Source organism: Klebsiella sp. 2680, from assembly GCF_900198535.1.
In the GTDB taxonomy this organism is placed as follows: domain Bacteria; phylum Pseudomonadota; class Gammaproteobacteria; order Enterobacterales; family Enterobacteriaceae; genus Klebsiella; species Klebsiella indica.
In genome coordinates this window covers 213,912-235,149 of sequence record NZ_FZNJ01000007.1, presented here as the reverse complement: position 1 = coordinate 235,149, position 21,238 = coordinate 213,912, and the positions used below count along the sequence as shown (strand labels likewise).

Below are 21,238 nucleotides of genomic sequence, written 5' to 3'. Positions count from 1 at the left end.
TATGCGGTATTAGCTACCGTTTCCAGTAGTTATCCCCCTCCATCGGGCAGTTTCCCAGACATTACTCACCCGTCCGCCACTCGTCACCCGAGAGCAAGCTCTCTGTGCTACCGTTCGACTTGCATGTGTTAGGCCTGCCGCCAGCGTTCAATCTGAGCCATGATCAAACTCTTCAATTTAAGTTTGATGCTCGTGAATTAAACTTCGTAATGAATTACGTGTTCACTCAGAGACTTGGTATTCATTTATTGTCCGAAGACATTAAGAATCCATGTCACTTTTAGTGCCCACACAGATTGTCTGATAAATTGTTAAAGAGCAGTTGCGACGCGCTTCAGCGCTCTGTCGCGAGGTCCCGTATAATACGTTTTCCTCATTCAGAGTCAAGCGTTAATTTTTGCTTTTCCCTGTCGGTTTTCACGGTGACTTTTCACCGCTTAACCCCGCTGACCCGGCGGCTTGCGTGCCGTTGTTCCGTGTCAGTGGAGGCGCATTATAGGGAGTAATTCCGGTGTGACAAGGGGTAATTGCAAAAAACTTTCCAACTGTCTCTTTTTTCATCATTTTACTGTGTAATATGACAAAAACCGTTATTTTGCCGTTTTAACCAACCAGGTAAGCCGCCAGATGGCATACTGGCAGAGTCGAAAAGAAAGGAACTGCATTTATGTCTTTAAGCGCACAGCAACTGGCGGCACAAAAAAATATCTCCTGGGTTTTAGCGGAGAAACTGGCTCAAAAAATACTGACCGGTGAATATCAGCCAGAAAGCATTCTTCCGGGAGAGATGGAATTAGGCGAACAGTTTGGTGTAAGCCGTACCGCTGTGCGTGAAGCGGTTAAGACACTGGCAGCAAAAGGAATGCTTCTGCCACGCCCACGCATCGGAACCCGGGTTATGCCCCGCAGCAGTTGGAACTTTCTCGACAAAGAGTTACTGTCATGGTGGCTCACAGAAGATAACTTTGCAGAGGTTGTGAACCATTTTCTCATTATGCGCAGCAGCCTGGAGCCTCAGGCCTGCTTTCTGGCGGCAGCATCAGGCACTTCAGAACAAAAAGCGCAGCTCAATACCTTAATGGAGGAGATGGTTGAACTGAAAAGAAATTTTCAGCGTGAACGCTGGATTGACGTCGATATGGCCTGGCATGAACACATATATGAAATGAGCGGAAACCCTTTCCTGACCTCTTTCGCCTCCTTATTCCATTCGGTCTATCATACCTATTTCACGTCGATTACTCAGAATGAAGTAGTAAAGCTGGATCTTCATCAAGCAATAGTTGACGCAATTCTGGACAACGACGGTCCACGAGCATTTAACGCTTGCCAGGCGTTATTGAGCGCACCACCCCATTCAGGCAAATAACAAGGGCATCGAATGACCGGAAAAAAAGGGCACAGTATGGCCGGGCTGCCGTGGATTGCAGCAATGGCCTTTTTTATGCAGGCGCTGGACGCCACCATTCTGAATACCGCCCTCCCGGCTATCGCCCACAGTCTCAACCATTCTCCACTAGCGATGCAATCAGCTATCATCAGCTATACACTTACCGTAGCCATGCTTATTCCGATCAGCGGCTGGCTGGCCGACCGCTTCGGCACACGGAAAGTGTTTATCATCGCCGTGAGTCTGTTTATTCTGGGTTCGCTTGCCTGCGCCCTGTCGGGTTCACTGATGGAGCTGGTCATCTTCCGTGTCATTCAAGGCATCGGCGGAGCGATGATGATGCCGGTGGCGAGGCTGGCATTATTGCGCGCTTATCCACGTAGTGAATTACTGCCGGTATTAAACTTCGTTACGATGCCCGGACTGGTCGGCCCGATACTCGGACCGGTACTCGGTGGCGTCCTGGTCACCTGGGCCAGTTGGCACTGGATTTTCCTGATCAATATTCCCATTGGCATTATCGGGATTATTTACGCCCGCAAATATATGCCGAATTTCACCACCCCCAGACGCCGTTTTGATTTGTCAGGCTTTCTGCTATTTGGCTTCAGTCTGGTGCTGTTTTCCAGCGGAATAGAACTGTTTGGCGAAAAGCTCGTTGCGACATGGATTGCCCTGATTATCCTTGCCTTGAGTATTGTTTTACTGGTGATCTATATTCGCCACGCGCGCCATCATCCCACACCGCTCATTTCGCTTTCTTTATTTAAAACACATACGTTTTCCGTAGGCATTGCGGGGAATCTGGCCACCCGCCTCGGCACCGGGTGCGTTCCGTTCCTGATGCCTCTGATGCTACAGGTCGGCTTTGGCTATCCGGCGATTATCGCGGGCTGCATGATAGCGCCTACGGCTATCGGTTCAATTATCGCGAAATCAACCGTCACGCAGATTCTTCGCTGGTTTGGCTACCGGAAAACGCTGGTTGGGGTCACGGTATTTATCGGACTGATGATTTCTCAGTTTTCACTGCAATCACCGGATATGGCGCTCTGGATGCTGCTATTACCGCTATTTGTACTGGGAATGGCGATGTCCACTCAGTTCACAGCAATGAATACCATCACTCTCGCAGATTTGACCGATGAAAACGCCAGCAGCGGTAACAGTATGCTGGCGGTTACCCAACAACTCTCCATCAGCCTCGGTGTCGCCATAAGCGCAGCAGTACTGCGCTTTTATCAAGGATTCGATAGTGCAAATACTATTGAACAGTTTCACTACACCTTTATTACCATGGGGGCGATCACCGTGGTATCGGCGCTGGTATTTACCTTATTAAGCGCGAAGGATGGCCGTAATCTGATTAAGGAGCGGCACAAGCATTAGGCTGAGCCGCGAATCACCAGTTCCGGCGTCAATTGGACACGCTGTTGTTTTTGTTCTGGCTCGGCCATACGGTGGATTAGCACATCAATGGCCAGTTCGCCCAGTTCATCTTTCGGCTGATGAATGGTGGTCAGCGGTGGCGTCATGTAGCGCGCCAGTTCAATATCGTCATAACCCACCAGCGCCATATCCTGCGGAATATGCAATCCTCGCTGATAAAGGGCCTGATAGGCGCCCACCGCCATAGCGTCGTTACCGACAAATACCGCCTGCGGTCGCTCAGGCAGATCCAACAGCTTCTGCATGGCGCTAAACCCACCGCCAAATTCAAAATCGCTGCTAATCACATATCCTTCAGGTACAACTAACCCGGCGCGGGCCATCGCGGAGTGATAGCCTTCCAGACGTAGCCGCGACGGCGTTTTATCCAGCGGCCCGGCAATGCAGGCGATCCTTATATAACCTTGATCAATCAGATACTGCGTCGCCATATCGCCTCCCAGCAGAGAGTTATCCTGAATCAGGTCGCTATCGCCGTCGAATGGTGCCCAGTCCATCATTACTGTCGGTACAGAAGGATAGCGCTGCATAATCTCCGGGGAAGGTTGGTGAGTTTCAGTGCACAACAGCAGTAAACCATCGACGCGCTTTTGCATCAGCGTTTCCAGATTGCGGTTCATACGCTGCTCATCGCCTTCGGTATTACACAGCACGAGACTGTATCCGCGTTCAAAACAGCTACGCTCCACGCCGCGTACCAGCTCCGAGTAAAAGGGATTGGTACTGGCGGTAATGAGCATGCCTATGGTGCGAGTTTGATTTAATTTGAGGCTGCGCGCCAACGCAGAGGGCGCATAATTCAGGCTCTTAATCGCAGCATTAACTTTAGCGGTAATGGCGTCGCTGACGAAGCGATCTTTGTTGATGACATGAGAAACCGTCGAAGTGGAAACGCCCGCAATGCGGGCTACATCCTTCATGGTGGCCAAGCGTTACCCCTGTTGACGTAAAAATTCGTCTATCTCTTCTCGCCATGGCACGGAGGGCTGGGCGCCTTTACGGGTGACCGCGATCGCCGCAGCAGCATGGGCAAAACGAATCGCTTCAGACAGTACGCTGCCTTCAAGTAACGCGGTAACCAGGGCACCGTTAAAAGTATCGCCAGCGGCAATGGTATCAACTACCTGCACGTTAAAGCCAGGAACCCGGCGACCTTCACCGTCGCTGCTGGCCCAGACGCCACGGCTGCCAAGCGTAATAATCACTGTACCGATACCTTTATCATGGAGCACATTCGCCGCTTTTGCCGCATCATCGTCATTTTCCACTCGAACACCGGTCAGCTTTTCCGCTTCGGTCTCGTTAGGGGTAATAATATCCACCAGCGCTAACAGTTCATCAGGCAGTTCACGGGCTGGAGCAGGATTGAGTATCACTAAAGTCTGATTCTGGTGTGCGATTTTCGCCGCCGCCAGTACGCTTTCCAACGGTGATTCCAGTTGCATCAGCAATGCCTGTGCGCCGACGATACGATCTTTTTCTGCCTCAACCTGAGCAACGGAGAGCGCAGCATTAGCGCCGGCATGAATACCAATAGTATTTTCGCCTTCAGCGTTCACAAAAATCAGCGCCACGCCAGTTGATTCACCGGCAACGGCTCTGACTGGCGCGACATCGATGTTATCGCTTTTCATCTGGCGACAAATACGTTCGCCAATATCGTCATCGCCGGTACAGGCAATAAAGGAGATATTTGCTCCGCTACGCCCGGCAGCAACAGCCTGGTTTGCACCTTTACCGCCAAAGGCGACCTGATAATGATGACCAGTGACCGTTTCCCCCGGTGTAGGGAAATCGTCGAGGTTGAGGATATGATCGACGTTGATACTGCCAAGGACGACAAGTCTGCCTGCGGTTTTCATAATCAATATTCCCGGGAAGCGCGCCACCGGAACCCGGTGGCGCATGCCCTGCTTTTCTTTATTATGTTGTCCCTCGGACTGTCACCAGCCCGAATAACACATTATTGCTTAATGACCAGTTTCAACTCAACCGGGTAGCTGGCATCCACTTTTTCGCCCTTCAGCACTTTATCGGCAATCTCAACACCCTTCACGCCGATCTGTTCCGGTAATTGGGCGATGGTCGCAGCCAGTTTGCCACTTTTTACCGCTTTCTCGCCATCCGCAGTACCATCAAATCCAACAACCATCACATCAGATCTACCCGCAGTTTGCAGCGCACGCAGGGCGCCCAGCGCCATCTCATCATTCTGGGCAAATACCGCCTGCACATCCGGATGCGCCGTCAGCAGGTTTTGCATAACGTTCAGGCCCTTAGTACGGTCAAAATCTGCCGGTTGGCTGGCCAGAACGTTAAATTTATGCGCAGCAACGGCCTGCCGGAAACCTTCTCCACGTTCGCGTGCCGCAGATGTCCCCGCAATCCCCTGTAATTCAATGATTTTCGCTTTGTCGCCAAGTTTCTTCGCGATATAGTCACCGGCCATTTTGCCACCAAGCACGTTATCGGAAGCAATATGGCTAACCACTTCGCCTTTTGATGCCTGGCGGTCGAGAGTGATGACCGGAATTTTGGCCTGGTTCGCCAGCTTCACAGCGTTGCCAACCGCATCAGAATCCGTTGGGTTAATCAGCAGCAATTTCGTGCCGCGAACGGTTAAATCCTGAACGTTGGCCAGTTCTTTTGCCGGGTTGTTCTGCGAATCCAGCACCACCAGGTTATACCCCAGTTTGTCAGCTTCTTTTTGCGCGCCATCTTTCAGCGAGACGAAGAACGGATTGTTAAGCGTAGAGATAACCAGAGCGATGGTATCTTTGGCCATCGCGTTTGCGCTAATGGTCGCACTTAACGCGACAGCAGAGACCAGGGTCGCCAGTTTTTTCATATTCATAGTTAAGATGTCCTGTAGAGTTCTCAGTTACTGCTTCTTGTTATCTACCAGTACCGCCAGCAAAATGACCACCGCTTTCACGATCATCTGGTAATAGGATGAAACACCTAATAAATTCAGGCCGTTGTTCAGAAAACCAAGGATCAACGCCCCAATTAACGTGCCGACAATACGGCCTTTACCGCCAGAAAGACTGGTACCGCCGAGCACAACCGCAGCTATCGCATCCAGTTCATAACCGGTGCCCGCCGTCGGTTGCGCGGAAGAGAGACGAGCGACTTCAATAATTCCGGCCAGCGAGGCGGTCATGCCGCATAAAGAATAGACGATGATTTTAACTTTATTGACGCTGATGCCGGAAAGGCGCGTTGCTGCCTCATTACCGCCAAGCGCGTAAATATAACGACCGAGACGAGTCTGGTGCAGCATGTACCAGGCGGCGATAAAAACAATCGCCATAATCCATACCGGGGTAGGGATCCCCAGCGGGCGGCCAATCCCGAACCAGCCAAACAGATCGGCATTGTCGGTAAAGCCGGTATTTACCGGGCTACCATCGGTATAAACCATGGTCACACCGCGCAACAGCAGCATCATCACCAGCGTGGCGATAAATGCCTGGACTCGCCCTTTCGCCACAATCACGCCTGTGACTGCGCCGATGGCCGCGCCTAATGCCAGCGCAGCGACAACAGCCACCAGCGCGTTCACCTCAATCCCGACAATTGATGCGGCTACCGCCCCGGTAAGCGCCAGCAGGGAACCGACGGACAGGTCGATACCTGATGTCAGAATAACCAGCGTCATTCCCACCGCCATAATGGCGTTAACTGACGTTTGTTGCAGAATATTGAACAGGTTATTCACGGTAAAAAAGTTGGGGCTCATGGTGGAAACAATCGCGATCAGCACCAACAGGGCAATCAACGATTTTTGCTCCATCAGCCACGCTTTTGTGAAATAGCGACGACCAGAAACAGCCGGGTTATTCATCTTTTTTACTCCTGATTCACTCGGTTAAGCTTGCCCACGGCGGCAGCCATCAATACTTCCTGAGTGGCCTGCTCGCGTGTGAATTCACCGCCGAGATGCCCTTCATGCATCACGATGATGCGATCGCTCATACCCAGCACTTCTGGCATCTCCGAAGAGACCAGAATGATGCTCAGCCCTTCAGCTTTAAACTGGTTAATCAGTTGATATATTTCTTTTTTCGCGCCCACATCCACACCGCGAGTCGGCTCGTCGAGGATCAACACCTTCGGGCGGGTCATCAGCCCACGAGCTATCGCGACCTTCTGCTGGTTACCACCAGAAAGCAGTCCAATGGACTGCTCCATCGAGGGCGTTTTTACATTAAACAAACGGATAAAATCACTCACCGCCTGCTGTTCATCTTTGTGTTTGAGGCTCCCCCCACTGCGGCTGAAGTAACGCAGTGCGGTGAGGGACATATTTTCTTTGACCGACATGCCCAACACTAAGCCATCGCGCTTACGGTCTTCAGAAATGTAGACAATACCGTTCGCCAGGCCATCCTGCGGAGAACGAGTCACCACTTCGCGCCCATCAAGCGTGACCGAACCGCTGCTGCGTGGCAGAGCGCCGTACAGCACCTTCATCAGTTCAGTACGCCCCGCGCCCATCAGCCCGGCAACGCCAAGAATCTCGCCCTGATGCAACGTAAAGGAGATGTTTTCCACACCCGAACCACACAGGTTATCAACCTTCAGACGAACCGCACCTGGCGCTTTATCCAGATGCGGATACTGATCTTCCAGCTTGCGACCCACCATCATCTCAATCAGCAGATCTTCATTCAGACTGGCGACTTCGCGCTCGGCGATAAACTGCCCGTCGCGGAAAACCGTAACATCATCGCAAATCTCAAAGATCTCTTTCATACGGTGGGAAATATAGACAATACCGCGGCCCTGCGATTTCAGTTCACGGATCACACGGAACAGGGATTCGGTCTCGGTATCGGTCAGGGCGTCGGTCGGTTCATCCATAATGATGACCTTCGACTCGAAACTGAGGACTTTAGCGATCTCCACCATTTGTTGATCGCCGATTGACAGATCGCCCACCAGCTTTTGGCTGTTGAAGCGTAAATTCAGCTTTGCCAGCAGCTTGTCGGCTTCGGCATACATCATTTTCCAGTCGATTTTGCCAAAGCGATTGACGAACTCTCGACCGAGGAAAATATTCTCAGCAATCGTCAGTTGCGGGATAAGATTAAGCTCCTGATGAATGATGCCGATACCGGCTTCCTGAGAGAATTTGGGGCCGTTAAACGTGGTCTCTTTCCCCAACCACAACAACGAGCCCGCGTCGCGGGAGTAGATACCGGTCAGCACCTTCATCATGGTGGACTTACCGGCGCCATTTTCCCCGACCAGCGCCATCACGCGCCCTGGATAAACGTTTAGCGAAGCGCCGGAAAGCGCCTTGACGCCAGGAAAGGCTTTATCGATGCCTTTTAATTGCAATAAGGCTTCCATATTAACAGCCTCAGAACGTGACGCCGGCGCAGAGAATAATGTTCGCATACGGGGAACACTCCCCGCTGCGAATCACCGCCTGACTATCCGCGGTTTCTTTTTTGAACTGCTCATGACTGGTGTAACGAATTTCAATGGTGTTTCCCTGGTGTTGCTGCAGTTGCTCAAGATGGCTGAGCAACGTCGCGTGGAGCTGCGGATTAAGCGTTTTAATCTCTTCCGCGAGGATAGCCGCTTCAACCTGCATTTCGCTCGTCACAACCTCCAGAACCTGCATAAAGGAAGGCACCCCGTGAGTTAATGCCATATCAATACGCGCGCTGCTGCCGGGAATGGGTAACCCGGCGTCACAAACCACCAGCGTATCGGTATGACCCAGACGGGAAATGACCGACGAAATATCAGCATTAAGCACGACACCTTTTTTCATTTTCTCTTTTACTCCACGAGCGAAACGTTTCGCTGAGGTAAGTATGAGCACGACAAAAACAAAAAACCATCAGCAAGTGTGAGAATTGTGATCGCTATCGAAACGTTTCGCACACGGGAGAAAAGAAAGAGGGAACAGTTCAAATAAACAAAAACCCTTCATGAAGAAGGGTTTTAACTAATCAGATCTCAACCTGGGTTCCGAGCTCAATAACCCGATTAGGCGGAATTTCGAACTGGTCAGGCGCCCGCAAAGCATTGCGCTGCAGCAGAAGATACAGTTTGCCGCGCAGACGCAGATACCAGGGGCGTTTGCCGATGATCAGCGATTCATGCGACATAAAGAAGGAGGTCTCCATCATCCGGCAGCTCAAACCTTCCAGCCCGCAACGGTGGAAAACCTCTTCGACGTTCGGCGTTTCGCGCCAGCCATAGCTGGCAACCACCCGCCAGAATGAAGGCGACATTTGCTCGATTTGTACGCGGCGAACGTTATGCACGTATGGCGCATCTTCGGTACGCAGCGTCAGCAGAATGACTCGCTCATGCAGCACCTTGTTATGCTTCAGATTATGCAACAGGGCAAAAGGAATCACGTTCAGCGCCCGGGACATGTACACCGCGGTGCCGGGTACGCGCACCGGCGGCGATTTCTCAAGAGATGAGATCATCGCCTCCAGAGAATTACCATGCTCATGCATCCGGCGCAGCAGGCGAAAACGTTCGCTCTTCCAGGTGGTCATGATGATGAACATGATTAAACCAAGCGTCAGTGGCAGCCAGCCGCCGGAGACTATTTTATCCAGGTTGGCCGAGAACAGCGGGACATCAATGCACATAAAGGCCAGCAGCAACAGCGCCACAACAAACTTATTCCAGAGCCAGTTTTGCCGCGCCACCGTCGTGAACAGAATGGTGGTCAGCACCATCGTCCCGGTAACCGCAATACCGTATGCGGCAGCCAGATTCGACGAATGCTCAAAATTAACAATAACAATAACCACCGAGATATAGAGCAACCAGTTGATAAACGGGATATAAATCTGGCCCGACTCCATTTCTGATGTATGAATAATACGCATCGGCGACAGGTATCCCAGGCGCACCGCCTGGCGAGTCAGCGAGAAGACCCCGGAGATAACCGCCTGAGAGGCGATAACCGTCGCCAGGGTGGCGATAATCAGCATCGGAATCAATGCCCACCCCGGCGCCAGCAGGAAAAACGGGTTTTTAATCGCTTCCGGATGTTTTAACAACAGCGCGCCCTGGCCAAAATAGTTTAGTACCAGAGAAGGTAACACCACCGAAAACCACGCCAGGCGAATAGGTAATTTACCGAAATGCCCCATATCGGCATAAAGCGCCTCCACACCGGTAATCGACAGAACCACCGCGCCCAGCGCCACAAAGGAGACAGTTTTATATTCGAGGAAGAAGTGAACCGCCCAGTAGGGGTTTAGCGCCTGCAGAACGACCGGATTAGCAAAGATGCTACGCGCGCCAAGCACTGCCAGCAGCAGGAACCAGATTAGCATGATCGGCGCGAACAGCTTGCCCACCATACTGGTGCCGTGTTTTTGAATAACAAACAGCAGCGTCAGGACGATAATGGATATGGGGACAACCCAGGTATCCAGATCCGGGGCGATAATTTCCAGCCCCTCTATCGCCGACATCACAGAGATAGCAGGAGTAATCACCACCTCACCATAAAAAAAACTCCCACCGATAAGCCCGAGGATCACCAGAACGGATGTCGTTCGGGCAGACGTATTTCGTCCCGCCAAAGACATTAACGTCAGTATTCCACCTTCACCGGCATTATCCGCCCGCATAACGAAGGTAATATATTTGAGCGATACGGTGAGAATTAATAGCCAGAAAATGAGCGACAGGAAGCCAAAAACAGCATCATGCTCCACGCCGAAGCCAAACTGACCAGACAGACATTCACGAAGTGTATACAGTGGGCTGGTACCGATATCGCCGTATACCACGCCGATTGCCGCCAGCGTTATTGCCGACAACGATTGCTTATTATCAGAGCTCATAGACTAGTCTTTTCGTTTATACACAGCACTGTTCAGGCTGCCTCTGCGTTAGCTGCGCTCAGAAACCCGAGGTCATCTTTATGACGCTCCGAAGAATTCATCCCTTGCCGCCTTGACGCATCCTGAACAATTTTGTGTATATCAAACAGATGTGTTCCTGATCCCTTGGCCCACAAAAAGCGCACAGTATGCACGATTATTTGCTGAATCGTACCCCTAACCGACATCATCTTAACCTGAAGCAAAGAAAATAAATGGATTCTTCGGTCTATTACCACCCCTGATCAAGCATCTATACTCGACTCAACAACGACATCCTGAAAAGCACGCAACTCAATTATGGCTCAATCACATTTACTGGCAGAAAGAATTTCCCGTCTCAGCGCCGCTCTTGAAAATGGACTCTTTGAACGCAGCCATGCAATACGGCTTTGCCTGCTTGCTGCGCTAAGCGGCGAGAGCGTTTTTCTGCTGGGCCCGCCGGGTATCGCCAAAAGCCTGATAGCCCGTCGCCTCAAGTTTGCTTTTCAGCAAGCCCGCGCGTTTGAATATCTGATGACCCGCTTCTCGACGCCGGAAGAAGTCTTTGGCCCGCTCTCCATCCAGGCGCTGAAAGATGAAGGCCGCTACGAACGTTTAACCACGGGGTACCTGCCGGAAGCCGAAATTGTTTTTCTCGATGAAATCTGGAAAGCCGGTCCGGCGATCCTTAACACGCTGCTTACGGCGATAAACGAACGTCATTTCCGCAATGGCGCGACCGAGAAAAAAATCCCCATGCGCCTGCTGGTGGCGGCATCGAACGAATTACCTGAAGCGGACAACAGCCTCGAAGCTCTCTACGATCGTCTGCTCATCCGTTTGTGGCTCGATAAGGTACAGGACAAAACCAACTTCCGTTCAATGCTGATAAGCCAGCAGGATGAGAACAACAATCCCGTTCCGGCTAATTTGCAGGTCAGCGACGAAGAGTTCCGGCAGTGGCAACAGGATATCGGCAACGTCAAGCTACCGGACAGCGTTTTTGAACTGATTTTCCAGCTGCGCCAGCAACTGGATACGCTGCCAAATGCGCCTTACGTTTCAGATCGTCGCTGGAAAAAAGCCATCCGCCTGCTGCAGGCCAGCGCCTACTTTAGCGGCCGCGATGCGATTGCGCCTGTCGACCTGATCCTGTTAAAAGATTGCCTGTGGCACAATATTGAAACCATGAATCTGATGTCCGCGCAGCTGGAAACCTTAATGACCAGCCACGCCTGGCAGCAGCAGGCGATGCTTACCCGACTGGGGGCGATTCTCCAAAGGCGTATTCAGCTTCAGCAACAGCACAGCGACAAAACCGCGCTGAAGGTAACGCGCCTGGGCGGAATGTTTAGCCGTAAACCCCATTATGAACTGCCTGCGTCTGTGCAGGATGCCACCTTAACGCTGCTCCTCCAGCAGCCGCTCAAACTACACGATCTGGACGTTATTCATATTACATTTGTCCGTGACGAGCTATCCCATTGGCTGGAAAAAGGCGGTGAGATCCGCGGTAAACTCAACGGTATTGGTTTTGCCCAGCCGTTGAATATGGATGTCGATACCAGCCAGCACCTCGTCGTACGCGATGTCAGTTTACAGGGGTCGCGTCTCTCTCTGCCCGGCAGCGAATCGCAGGAAAATATGCCGACCGAAATCAGGCAGCAGTTAGAAGCACTGGATGACGAGTGGCATCAACAGCATCACCGATTCAGTGAACAACAAAAGTGTCTGTTTATTCCCGGTGAGTGGCTGGGGCGAATTGAAGCCAGCCTGCAGGACGTCCGGACGCAGATTAAACAGGCGCGCCAGTCATGACGCTGGACATGCTGAATGTCATGCTGGCAGTCGGCGAAGAGGGAATGATCGATGAGATGCTGTTGGCGCTGCTGGCGGCACCTCAGTTAGCCGTTTTCTTTGAAAAATTTCCTCGGCTTAAAAATATCATCGCGGACGACATTCCCCGCTGGCGTGAAACGATTAAATCGCGGCTAAAAGAAACTCACATTCCCGCCGAACTGGATGCGGAAGTTCAGTGTTATCAACAATCTCAACGACTTTCCACCTCGCAGTTCATCGTCCAGCTCCCGCAAATCCTGAACCAACTGGACAAGCTTCACTCCCCTTTTGCCGCCCAGGCGCAGCAACTGGTGGCGAACAACCCCACGTTTACCCCGTCATTACATACGCTCTTTCTCCAGCGCTGGCGTCTGAGTCTGGTGGTGCAGGCAACCTCTCTCAATCAGCAGTTGCTGGATGAAGAGCGCGAGCAACTGCTAAGCGAAGTTCAGGAACGAATGACCCTCAGCGGACAACTGGAGCCGGTGCTGGTGGAAAATGATAACGCCGCCGGACATCTGTGGGATATGAGCGCCGGAGAACTGAAGCGTGGGGATTATCAGTTGATCGTTCGCTATGGTGATTTTTTAACTCAACAACCTGAACTCATGCAGTTGGCCGAGCAATTGGGTCGCGCACGTGAAGCGAAAATGGTGCCCAAAAAAGATGCGCCGATGGAAACTTTCCGCCGTCTGGTACGCGAGCCAGCCACCGTGCCAGAGCAGATCGACGGACTTCAGCAGAGCGATGATATTCTGCGTTTGCTGCCGCCGGAGCTGGCGACGCTTGGCATTACCGAACTGGAATTTGAGTTCTACCGTAAGCTGGTGGAAAAGCAACTGCTGACCTATCGACTACACGGCGATGCATGGAAGGAAAAAATCACCGAGCGCCCGGTCACTCGCCAGGACGTCGATGAACAACCGCGCGGACCGTTTATCGTCTGCGTCGATACCTCCGGTTCTATGGGAGGGTTTAATGAACAGTGCGCGAAAGCGTTTTGCCTGGCGCTGATGCGCGTTGCGCTGGCGGATAACCGCCGCTGCTTTATTATGCTGTTTTCCAGCGAAGTAGTGCATTACGAACTCACCAGCCCGCAGGGCCTGGAACAGGCGATCCGCTTTTTAAGCCAGCGTTTTCGGGGGGGTACTGATCTGGCCAGTTGCTTGCGGGCCATTATTGAGCGAATGCAAAACCCGCAATGGGTGGACGCTGATGCGGTAGTCATTTCCGATTTTATCGCCCAGCGCTTGCCGGATGAGGTAATCAATAAAGTGGGAGAGCTACAGCGTAAATATCAGCACCGTTTCCATGCGGTTGCGATGTCAGTACACGGTAAGCCCGGCATTATGCGCATTTTCGACCATATCTGGCGCTTTGATACCGGGTTACGCAGCCGCCTGTTGCGACGCTGGCGACGTTAAGCCGTCATTAAAGAAGCGCGGTAACGCTTTGACGAACCTGCTGCGGCCATACGCCGCACTGGACCTGACCAATATGCTCAAGCTGCAGAAGCAGCATGGTCAGGCGAGACTGGCCAATGCCGCCGCCGATAGTCTGCGGCATTTCTCCGCGCAATAGCGCCTGATGCCAGTCCAGCAGCAGGCGATCCTCATCACCGGTGATGGCAAGCTGGCGTTTCAGCGCCTCAGCATCCACGCGAATCCCCATGGAAGAGAGTTCGAATGCATCTTCCAGAACCGGGTTCCACACCAGAATATCACCGTTCAGACCAGCAAAACCTTCCGTCGTCGGCGTACTCCAGTCATCATAATCCGGCGCGCGAACGTCGTGACGCTTGCCGTCAGACAGCTTACCGCCAATCCCCATCAGGAATACCGCCCCAAGCTCTTTGGCGATTGCCCGCTCGCGGCCTTTAGCGTCAAGCTCCGGGTAGCGGCTTAAAAGCTCCTGGCTATGGACAAACTGGATCGTCTCCGGCAGAAACGGCTTGAGGCCAAATTCTTTACTGACGGCGTCTTCGGTAGCTTTGATCCCGGCATAGATCGCGGCAACGGTTGATTTCAACGTTCCGCAGTGGCGTTCTTCGTCGCCCATTACGCGCTCCCAGTCCCACTGATCAACGTAAACGGAATGGATGGCGGTTAACCGGTCTTCATCGGGGCGAAGGGCTTTCATGTGCGTGTACAGCCCTTCTCCCGCACTGAAATCATGTTGTCCCAGGGTTTGACGCTTCCACTTCGCCAGTGAATGAACCACTTCAAACCGGGCATCTGGCAGCGTTTTCACTTTCACCTGCACCGCTTTCTCGCAACCAGAAAGGTTATCCTGGGTCCCGTCTCCCACACGGCTTAAGATTGGCGCCTGGACTTCAATCAGGCCGAGCTTCTCTTCAAGCTGACGGGAAAAGTGAGACTTAACGAAACTAATCTGTCGTTGTTTGGCGATATATGCGGTTTTCATTATTTATAACTCCTGCGTCCTGTTGCCACTGATTAAGCAACAAAAGCGCGATACAATTCAATAATCCAACAACAAAAAGGTCATCATAGTTTTAATCCATTAAAATATAGCGCTAAAATAGAGTGATCCATCAAACTTCATAAGAAAAAGCTATGGAAAATTATCAGATCGACAATCTGGATCGCGGCATCCTCGAAGCCTTAATGGCCAACGCGCGCACTGCCTATGCAGAACTGGCAAAACAGTTTGGCGTCAGTCCAGGAACCATTCACGTCCGGGTAGAGAAAATGAAGCAGGCGGGGATCATTACCGGCGCCCGTATAGATGTCAGTCCAAAACAGCTGGGTTACGACGTGGGTTGCTTTATCGGTATCATTCTGAAGAGCGCGAAAGATTATCCTTCCGCCCTGGCAAAACTGAATAGCCTGGATGAAGTAACGGAAGCGTATTACACCACCGGCCACTACAGCATCTTTATAAAAGTGATGTGCCGATCGATCGATGCCCTTCAGCATGTACTTATCAACAAGATCCAAACAATTGATGAAATTCAGTCCACTGAAACATTGATCGTCCTGCAGAACCCGATTATGCGTACCATTCGCCCCTGATCGGGCCTTTTAATCCCACATTTTTCCACAGGTAGATCCCAACTCTCACACAGCGTACAATACGCCACTCTGAATAGTTGAGGGGCGATCATGGCAGACATTACTCTTATCAGCGGTAGCACCCTGGGTAGTGCGGAATATGTATCAGAACATCTGGCGGAAAAGCTTGAAGAGGCTGGTCACAACACGACTATTCAGCACGGTCCATTGATTGAGGATCTGCAAGCAGAAGGGATCTGGCTGGTTATCTCTTCAACCCACGGGGCTGGCGATATTCCCGATAACCTGGTGCCATTTTACGAAGCGTTACTGGAGAAGCAGGTCGATCTTTCTGCGCTCCATTTTGGCGCGGTCGGCATCGGTAGCCGTGAATACGATACCTTCTGCGGGGCGATTGATAAGCTCGAAACAGCGCTCAAAGCCTGCGGAGCAAAACAGATCGGCGAAACGCTGAAGATTAACGTCCTCGAACACGAGATTCCTGAAGATCCGGCTGAGATTTGGCTGGGATCCTGGAAGAATTTGCTCTGAGAAATGTAAAGATCCTATTTTTTTTCTGTGGATAACCATGCTTAAAAGCTTGGATCAACCGGTAGTTATCCAAGTATAACCGTAGATTGTTTTTTGTGCTGTGTATAACCATTCATTTTGATCCCAGCTTATACGGACCAGGATCACCGATCATTCACAGATAGTGATCCTTCTTAAGCGTTTGATCTTAAATCGCGGATCTGACTTATCCACAACATGAGTCGATCCTAATAAGAGATCACAATAAAACAGATCTCTAAATAAAAGATCTTCTTTTTAATACTCAGGATCCCGGCGCTTTCTCCGAAGGTGAAAGTTGAGTAGAATCCACGGCCCGGGCTTCAATCCATTTTCAAACCGCTTTATGCGAGGCATACCACATGTTTTATCAGGATCCTTTTGACGTCATCATCATTGGCGGGGGTCATGCAGGCACTGAGGCCGCAATGGCCGCAGCGCGTATGGGGCAACAGACCCTGCTTTTGACACACAATATCGACACGCTGGGGCAAATGAGCTGCAACCCGGCAATTGGCGGTATTGGGAAGGGACACCTGGTAAAAGAAGTGGATGCACTCGGCGGGCTGATGGCAAAAGCCATCGACCAGGCGGGTATCCAGTTTAGGATACTAAACGCAAGCAAAGGTCCGGCCGTTCGTGCAACCCGCGCGCAGGCGGATCGCATGTTATATCGCCAGGCGATACGTACGGCACTGGAGAATCAGCCGAACCTGATGATCTTCCAGCAGGCGGTTGAAGATCTGATTGTTGAGAACGATCGCGTCGTGGGCGCCGTGACCCAAATGGGGCTCAAATTCCGCGCTAAAGCCGTTGTTCTTACCGTCGGGACGTTTCTCGACGGCAAGATCCATATCGGTCTGGATAACTATAGCGGCGGTCGCGCCGGTGATCCCCCGTCGATCCCGTTATCTCGCCGTCTGCGTGAACTTCCGCTGCGCGTCAGCCGTCTGAAAACCGGGACACCACCGCGTATTGACGCACGCACCATTGATTTCAGCGTTCTGGCGCAGCAGCACGGTGATAATCCAATGCCGGTTTTCTCGTTTATGGGGGATGCTTCCCGGCATCCGCGCCAGGTACCGTGCTACATCACGCACACTAACGAAAAAACCCATGACGTTATCCGCAATAATCTTGATCGTAGCCCAATGTACGCCGGCGTGATCGAAGGCATTGGCCCACGTTATTGCCCGTCGATCGAAGATAAAGTGATGCGTTTTGCCGATCGTAATCAGCATCAGATTTTCCTTGAGCCGGAAGGGCTGACCTCTAACGAAATTTACCCGAACGGTATCTCCACCAGCCTGCCGTTCGATGTGCAGATGCAGATCGTTCGCTCAATGCAGGGAATGGAAAATGCGAAAATCGTTCGCCCTGGTTATGCCATTGAGTACGATTTCTTCGATCCGCGGGACCTGAAACCAACGCTGGAGAGCAAATTTATCCAGGGTTTATTCTTCGCCGGGCAAATCAACGGCACGACAGGTTACGAAGAAGCGGCCGCGCAAGGCCTGCTTGCTGGTCTGAACGCCGCCCGTCTGTCCGCTGAAAAGGAGGGCTGGGCGCCTGTGCGTTCTCTGGCTTACCTCGGCGTGCTGGTGGACGATCTCTGCACGCTGGGTACCAAAGAACCGTACCGCATGTTTACCTCCCGTGCGGAATACCGCCTGATGCTGCGTGAAGATAACGCCGATCTGCGTCTGACCGAAGTAGGGCGTGAACTGGGTCTGGTGGATGATGAACGCTGGGCGCGCTTTAACGAGAAACTGGAACGCATTGAGCGTGAACGTCAGCGCCTGAAAGCAAGCTGGGTTAATCCGCAGGCGGAGAGCGCTGCGGAAGTTAACGCTCATCTGACAGCGCCTTTGTCTCGCGAAGCCAACGGCGAAGATTTGCTCCGTCGTCCGGAGATGACCTACGAACAGCTGGTGCAACTGTCGCCGTTTTCGCCGGGTCTTGACGATCAGCAGGCGGCTGAGCAGGTGGAAATTCAGGTAAAATACGAAGGCTATATCGCGCGTCAGCAGGATGAGATCGAAAAACAGCAGCGTAATGAAAATACTTTATTGCCAGCCACTCTTGATTATCGGCTGGTTAACGGACTGTCGAACGAGGTGATTGCTAAATTGAACGATCATAAGCCATCTTCGATAGGACAGGCATCGCGCATTTCCGGGATCACCCCGGCAGCAATATCCATTTTGTTGGTGTGGCTGAAAAAGCAGGGAATGCTGCGCCGCAGCGCCTGATCTTTCCCTGAACGATACATTAAGCGGATAACGTATCCGGTATCCGCCCGATTCATTTCTCAGCCCGGTCAGCGTATCGCCTCCGGGCTCATTATTTTTAGACAGGTACTGACCGTGCTCAATAAACTTTCTCGCCTGCTTGACGAAGCGAGTATTACGCTTACCGATCACCAGAAAAACCAATTGGTGGCCTACGTGGGCATGTTGAATAAGTGGAACAAAGCCTACAACCTGACATCCGTTCGCGATCCGAACGAGATGCTGGTGCGCCATATTCTCGATAGCATTGTCGTTGCACCCTACCTTAAAGGGACACGTTTTATTGATGTGGGTACCGGGCCTGGGTTACCGGGGATCCCGCTGGCTATTGTGCGTCCTGAGTCCCACTTTACCTTGCTGGACAGTCTCGGTAAGCGCGTGCGTTTCCTGCGGCAGGTACAGCATGAGTTAAAGCTGGATAACATCACCCCGGTGCAAAGCCGTGTAGAAGCCTTCCCGGCTGAACCGCCGTTTGATGGTGTGATTAGCCGGGCATTTGCGTCGCTAGCTGACATGGTGAGCTGGTGCAAGCATTTGCCTGCTGAGAACGGACTTTTCTATGCGCTCAAGGGATTAGCGCAGGAAGATGAAATGGCAAATCTGCCTCAGGGATATACCGTTAATGAGGTTCGTGAGCTACATGTTCCGCAACTGGAAGGGGCGCGTCACCTGGTCGTGATTCAGGCAAAAAAAATTTAATTTTTATCAAAAGATGTGACAAAAAGCCGGATTATGCATGTTACAGAAATACTGGTTTCGGCAGAGGATTACTGAAGACGCTTTAACCTTGCTTTTACTGCGCCTTTTCTTTCGGTTAACTTTGTCACCTGCTTTACACACTAAATAGTCAACATTGAAAATATCAGTATGCTAAAAATCAAGGAGATTGCAGCCCATAGTGATGTTAAAAAATTATTATGGATGTCAATGAAAGGTTTTTATTGTATATGGTGTTGTTTTAGAAAAAATACCTGATTTTTATGTTGATTATCAAAATGATGAAAAAATGCGTTTTATGTACAGAATTAATTCAACGATAAGCTCAATGTTTATTATGTGATCTAAAGCACGCTTTAATTGCCGTGTTTTCGCGTTGTTTGCGGTTTTGTACCCGTGCTCACAGATTGATGAAATTCAGGAAAAGTTGTCAGTCGGAAGATAATTAAACATTTATTCACTATTTTGCTACTTATTGTTTGAAATCACGAGGCGTCACCGTATAATTTGTCCGCTTTTTGATGCTTGACTCTTCGCCTCAAAGGACGTTTTATACGACACGCGACATACCTCAAAGGGAGCAGGAGTAAAAACGTGATGTCTGTGTCGCTCTTGAGTCGAAACGTTGCTCGTAAGCTTCTGTTTATTCAGTTACTGGCGGTAATGGCAAGTGGACTGCTGTTTAGCCTCAAAGACCCTTTCTGGGGCATCTCCGCCGTTAGCGGAGGTTTGGCGATTGTGTTGCCAAATGTAATTTTTATGATTTTTGCCTGGCGTCATCAGGCACATACACCTGTTAAAGGCCGTGTGGCCTGGACCTTCGCTTTCGGCGAAGCCTGCAAGGTGTTGCTGACCTTCACCCTTCTGGTGGTGGCGCTGGCGGTTTTCAACGTGGCATTTTTGCCGCTGATAGTGACGTGGGTTTTGGTGCTGGTGGTACAAGTTCTGGCGCCAGCTGTAATTAACAACAAAGGGTAAAAGGCATCATGGCTTCAGAAAATATGACGCCGCAGGATTACATAGGACATCACCTGAAGAACCTTCAGCTGGACCTGCGTACATTCTCGCTGGTGGATCCGCATAACGCCCCGGCCACCTTCTGGACGCTCAACATTGACTCCATGTTTTTCTCAGTGGTGCTCGGTCTGTTGTTCCTGTTTATGTTCCGCAGCGTGGCGAAAAAGGCGACAACCGGCGTTCCTGGCAAGTTTCAGACCTTTATTGAGATGATCATCGGCTTCGTCCATGGCAGCGTCAAAGATATGTACCATGGCAAGAGCAAGGTCATTGCGCCGCTGGCTCTTACCGTGTTCGTCTGGGTATTCCTGATGAACCTGATGGATCTGCTGCCAATCGACCTGCTGCCGTACATCGCTGAGCACTGGATTGGTCTGCCGTCATTGCGTGTCGTACCGTCCGCTGACGTCAACATCACTCTGTCGATGGCGCTGGGCGTGTTTATCCTGATTCTTTTCTACAGCATCAAAATGAAAGGCGTGGGCGGGTTCGTTAAAGAACTGACTCTGCAGCCGTTCAATCACTGGGCGTTCATTCCTGTCAACTTAATCCTTGAAGGGGTAAGCCTGCTGTCTAAACCTGTATCATTGGGTCTGCGACTGTTCGGCAATATGTATGCCGGTGAGCTGATTTTCATTCTGATTGCTGGTCTGTTGCCGTGGTGGTCACAGTGGATTCTGAATGTGCCGTGGGCCATTTTCCACATCCTGATTATTACGCTGCAAGCCTTCATTTTCATGGTTCTGACGATCGTTTATCTGTCGATGGCATCTGAAGAGCATTGATTTTTTACCAACATACTACGTTTTAACTGAAACAAACTGGAGACTGTCATGGAAAACCTGAATATGGATCTGCTGTACATGGCTGCCGCTGTGATGATGGGTCTGGCGGCAATCGGTGCTGCGATCGGTATCGGCATCCTCGGGGGTAAATTTCTGGAAGGCGCCGCGCGTCAGCCGGATCTGATTCCTCTGCTGCGTACTCAGTTCTTTATCGTTATGGGTCTGGTGGATGCTATCCCGATGATCGCTGTAGGTCTGGGTCTGTACGTGATGTTCGCCGTCGCGTAGTAAGTTGTTCGAAAGAAAC

The 21,238-nt window shown here is 51.4% G+C and carries 19 protein-coding genes and 1 rRNA gene; 11 read left to right on the top strand and 9 right to left on the bottom strand.

Annotation, left to right across the window (positions count from 1 at the left end; genetic code table 11):
* Positions 1–179 (bottom strand): 16S ribosomal RNA (locus FN037_RS23135); the annotation flags it as partial.
* A 488-nt stretch (positions 180–667) separates the two neighbouring features.
* On the opposite strand from FN037_RS23135, the gene FN037_RS23130 reads away from it, so the two are divergent.
* Together FN037_RS23130 and mdtD are read left to right on the top strand one after the other, a co-directional pair.
* Positions 668–1,369 (top strand): FadR/GntR family transcriptional regulator, encoded by a 702-nt coding sequence (locus FN037_RS23130; RefSeq protein WP_138362624.1) that lies wholly within the window; start codon positions 668–670, stop codon positions 1,367–1,369.
* Between the two features lie 12 nt (positions 1,370–1,381).
* Positions 1,382–2,779 carry a multidrug transporter subunit MdtD gene (gene mdtD / locus FN037_RS23125; RefSeq protein ID WP_142503245.1) on the top strand — a complete coding sequence of 466 codons (1,398 nt, stop codon included), beginning with the start codon at positions 1,382–1,384 and terminating at the stop codon, positions 2,777–2,779.
* On the opposite strand, the gene rbsR is transcribed toward mdtD, so the two are convergent.
* The 7 genes from rbsR to kup all read right to left on the bottom strand — a co-directional run bounded on the left by rbsR (position 2,776) and on the right by kup (position 10,677).
* A complete protein-coding gene (gene rbsR, locus FN037_RS23120; RefSeq protein WP_171034933.1) occupies positions 2,776–3,759 on the bottom strand; it encodes a ribose operon transcriptional repressor RbsR in 984 nt (327 codons plus the stop codon). The two genes, mdtD and rbsR, sit on opposite strands and share 4 nt — an antisense overlap.
* A gap of 12 nt (positions 3,760–3,771) precedes the next feature.
* Positions 3,772–4,701, bottom strand: a complete 930-nt coding sequence (gene rbsK / locus FN037_RS23115) for a ribokinase (protein WP_142503244.1) — start codon at positions 4,699–4,701, stop codon at positions 3,772–3,774.
* A gap of 101 nt (positions 4,702–4,802) precedes the next feature.
* On the bottom strand, positions 4,803–5,693 hold the full coding sequence (rbsB, locus tag FN037_RS23110) for a ribose ABC transporter substrate-binding protein RbsB (RefSeq protein ID WP_138362620.1): 891 nt from the start codon (positions 5,691–5,693) through the stop codon (positions 4,803–4,805).
* 27 nt (positions 5,694–5,720) lie between these two features.
* The gene (gene rbsC / locus FN037_RS23105) at positions 5,721–6,686 is read right to left on the bottom strand and encodes a ribose ABC transporter permease (protein WP_138362619.1); all 966 of its coding nucleotides are present in this window, start codon (positions 6,684–6,686) and stop codon (positions 5,721–5,723) included.
* A 5-nt stretch (positions 6,687–6,691) separates the two neighbouring features.
* Positions 6,692–8,197 carry a ribose ABC transporter ATP-binding protein RbsA gene (gene rbsA / locus FN037_RS23100; RefSeq protein ID WP_142503243.1) on the bottom strand — a complete coding sequence of 502 codons (1,506 nt, stop codon included), beginning with the start codon at positions 8,195–8,197 and terminating at the stop codon, positions 6,692–6,694.
* Between the two features lie 10 nt (positions 8,198–8,207).
* Positions 8,208–8,627 (bottom strand): D-ribose pyranase, encoded by a 420-nt coding sequence (gene rbsD, locus FN037_RS23095; RefSeq protein ID WP_138362617.1) that lies wholly within the window; start codon positions 8,625–8,627, stop codon positions 8,208–8,210.
* Between the two features lie 181 nt (positions 8,628–8,808).
* On the bottom strand, positions 8,809–10,677 hold the full coding sequence (gene kup / locus FN037_RS23090) for a low affinity potassium transporter Kup (protein WP_142503242.1): 1,869 nt from the start codon (positions 10,675–10,677) through the stop codon (positions 8,809–8,811).
* Between the two features lie 339 nt (positions 10,678–11,016).
* Between kup and ravA the strand changes: the two genes are divergently transcribed.
* Both ravA and viaA read left to right on the top strand, forming a co-directional pair.
* Positions 11,017–12,516, top strand: coding sequence for an ATPase RavA (gene ravA / locus FN037_RS23085; protein WP_142503241.1), 1,500 nt, complete (start codon positions 11,017–11,019; stop codon positions 12,514–12,516).
* Positions 12,513–13,961 (top strand): ATPase RavA stimulator ViaA, encoded by a 1,449-nt coding sequence (viaA, locus tag FN037_RS23080; protein WP_142503240.1) that lies wholly within the window; start codon positions 12,513–12,515, stop codon positions 13,959–13,961. The genes ravA and viaA overlap by 4 nt, the downstream gene beginning before the upstream one ends.
* A 7-nt stretch (positions 13,962–13,968) precedes the next feature.
* Here viaA and asnA read toward each other — a convergent pair whose 3' ends face one another.
* Positions 13,969–14,961 (bottom strand): aspartate--ammonia ligase, encoded by a 993-nt coding sequence (gene asnA, locus FN037_RS23075; protein WP_142503239.1) that lies wholly within the window; start codon positions 14,959–14,961, stop codon positions 13,969–13,971.
* 152 nt (positions 14,962–15,113) lie between these two features.
* Between asnA and asnC the strand changes: the two genes are divergently transcribed.
* The 7 genes from asnC (at position 15,114) to atpE (ending at position 21,219) form a co-directional block, all read left to right on the top strand.
* Positions 15,114–15,572, top strand: a complete 459-nt coding sequence (gene asnC, locus FN037_RS23070; RefSeq protein WP_138362612.1) for a transcriptional regulator AsnC — start codon at positions 15,114–15,116, stop codon at positions 15,570–15,572.
* Positions 15,573–15,662: 90 nt separating this feature from the next.
* Positions 15,663–16,103, top strand: a complete 441-nt coding sequence (mioC, locus tag FN037_RS23065) for an FMN-binding protein MioC (protein ID WP_138362611.1) — start codon at positions 15,663–15,665, stop codon at positions 16,101–16,103.
* Positions 16,104–16,483: 380 nt separating this feature from the next.
* A complete protein-coding gene (mnmG, locus tag FN037_RS23060; protein WP_142503238.1) occupies positions 16,484–18,373 on the top strand; it encodes a tRNA uridine-5-carboxymethylaminomethyl(34) synthesis enzyme MnmG in 1,890 nt (629 codons plus the stop codon).
* Between the two features lie 114 nt (positions 18,374–18,487).
* Positions 18,488–19,111 (top strand): 16S rRNA (guanine(527)-N(7))-methyltransferase RsmG, encoded by a 624-nt coding sequence (gene rsmG, locus FN037_RS23055; protein WP_138362609.1) that lies wholly within the window; start codon positions 18,488–18,490, stop codon positions 19,109–19,111.
* Positions 19,112–19,726: 615 nt separating this feature from the next.
* Positions 19,727–20,107 (top strand): F0F1 ATP synthase subunit I, encoded by a 381-nt coding sequence (gene atpI, locus FN037_RS23050; RefSeq protein ID WP_138362608.1) that lies wholly within the window; start codon positions 19,727–19,729, stop codon positions 20,105–20,107.
* A gap of 8 nt (positions 20,108–20,115) precedes the next feature.
* A complete protein-coding gene (atpB, locus tag FN037_RS23045; RefSeq protein ID WP_138362607.1) occupies positions 20,116–20,931 on the top strand; it encodes a F0F1 ATP synthase subunit A in 816 nt (271 codons plus the stop codon).
* A 48-nt stretch (positions 20,932–20,979) separates the two neighbouring features.
* Positions 20,980–21,219: a F0F1 ATP synthase subunit C gene (gene atpE, locus FN037_RS23040; protein WP_000429386.1), complete on the top strand. Its 240-nt coding sequence runs from the start codon at positions 20,980–20,982 to the stop codon at positions 21,217–21,219.
* Positions 21,220–21,238 lie beyond the last annotated feature (19 nt).

Coding starts and splice junctions, on each gene's coding strand:
- FN037_RS23130 (WP_138362624.1), top strand. CDS start 668: ATGTCTTTAAGCGCACAGCAACTGGCGGCACAAAAAAATATCTCCTGG.
- mdtD (WP_142503245.1), top strand. CDS start 1,382: ATGACCGGAAAAAAAGGGCACAGTATGGCCGGGCTGCCGTGGATTGCA.
- rbsR (WP_171034933.1), bottom strand. CDS start 3,759: ATGAAGGATGTAGCCCGCATTGCGGGCGTTTCCACTTCGACGGTTTCT.
- rbsK (WP_142503244.1), bottom strand. CDS start 4,701: ATGAAAACCGCAGGCAGACTTGTCGTCCTTGGCAGTATCAACGTCGAT.
- rbsB (WP_138362620.1), bottom strand. CDS start 5,693: ATGAATATGAAAAAACTGGCGACCCTGGTCTCTGCTGTCGCGTTAAGT.
- rbsC (WP_138362619.1), bottom strand. CDS start 6,686: ATGAATAACCCGGCTGTTTCTGGTCGTCGCTATTTCACAAAAGCGTGG.
- rbsA (WP_142503243.1), bottom strand. CDS start 8,197: ATGGAAGCCTTATTGCAATTAAAAGGCATCGATAAAGCCTTTCCTGGC.
- rbsD (WP_138362617.1), bottom strand. CDS start 8,627: ATGAAAAAAGGTGTCGTGCTTAATGCTGATATTTCGTCGGTCATTTCC.
- kup (WP_142503242.1), bottom strand. CDS start 10,677: ATGAGCTCTGATAATAAGCAATCGTTGTCGGCAATAACGCTGGCGGCA.
- ravA (WP_142503241.1), top strand. CDS start 11,017: ATGGCTCAATCACATTTACTGGCAGAAAGAATTTCCCGTCTCAGCGCC.
- viaA (WP_142503240.1), top strand. CDS start 12,513: ATGACGCTGGACATGCTGAATGTCATGCTGGCAGTCGGCGAAGAGGGA.
- asnA (WP_142503239.1), bottom strand. CDS start 14,961: ATGAAAACCGCATATATCGCCAAACAACGACAGATTAGTTTCGTTAAG.
- asnC (WP_138362612.1), top strand. CDS start 15,114: ATGGAAAATTATCAGATCGACAATCTGGATCGCGGCATCCTCGAAGCC.
- mioC (WP_138362611.1), top strand. CDS start 15,663: ATGGCAGACATTACTCTTATCAGCGGTAGCACCCTGGGTAGTGCGGAA.
- mnmG (WP_142503238.1), top strand. CDS start 16,484: ATGTTTTATCAGGATCCTTTTGACGTCATCATCATTGGCGGGGGTCAT.
- atpI (WP_138362608.1), top strand. CDS start 19,727: ATGTCTGTGTCGCTCTTGAGTCGAAACGTTGCTCGTAAGCTTCTGTTT.
- atpB (WP_138362607.1), top strand. CDS start 20,116: ATGGCTTCAGAAAATATGACGCCGCAGGATTACATAGGACATCACCTG.
- atpE (WP_000429386.1), top strand. CDS start 20,980: ATGGAAAACCTGAATATGGATCTGCTGTACATGGCTGCCGCTGTGATG.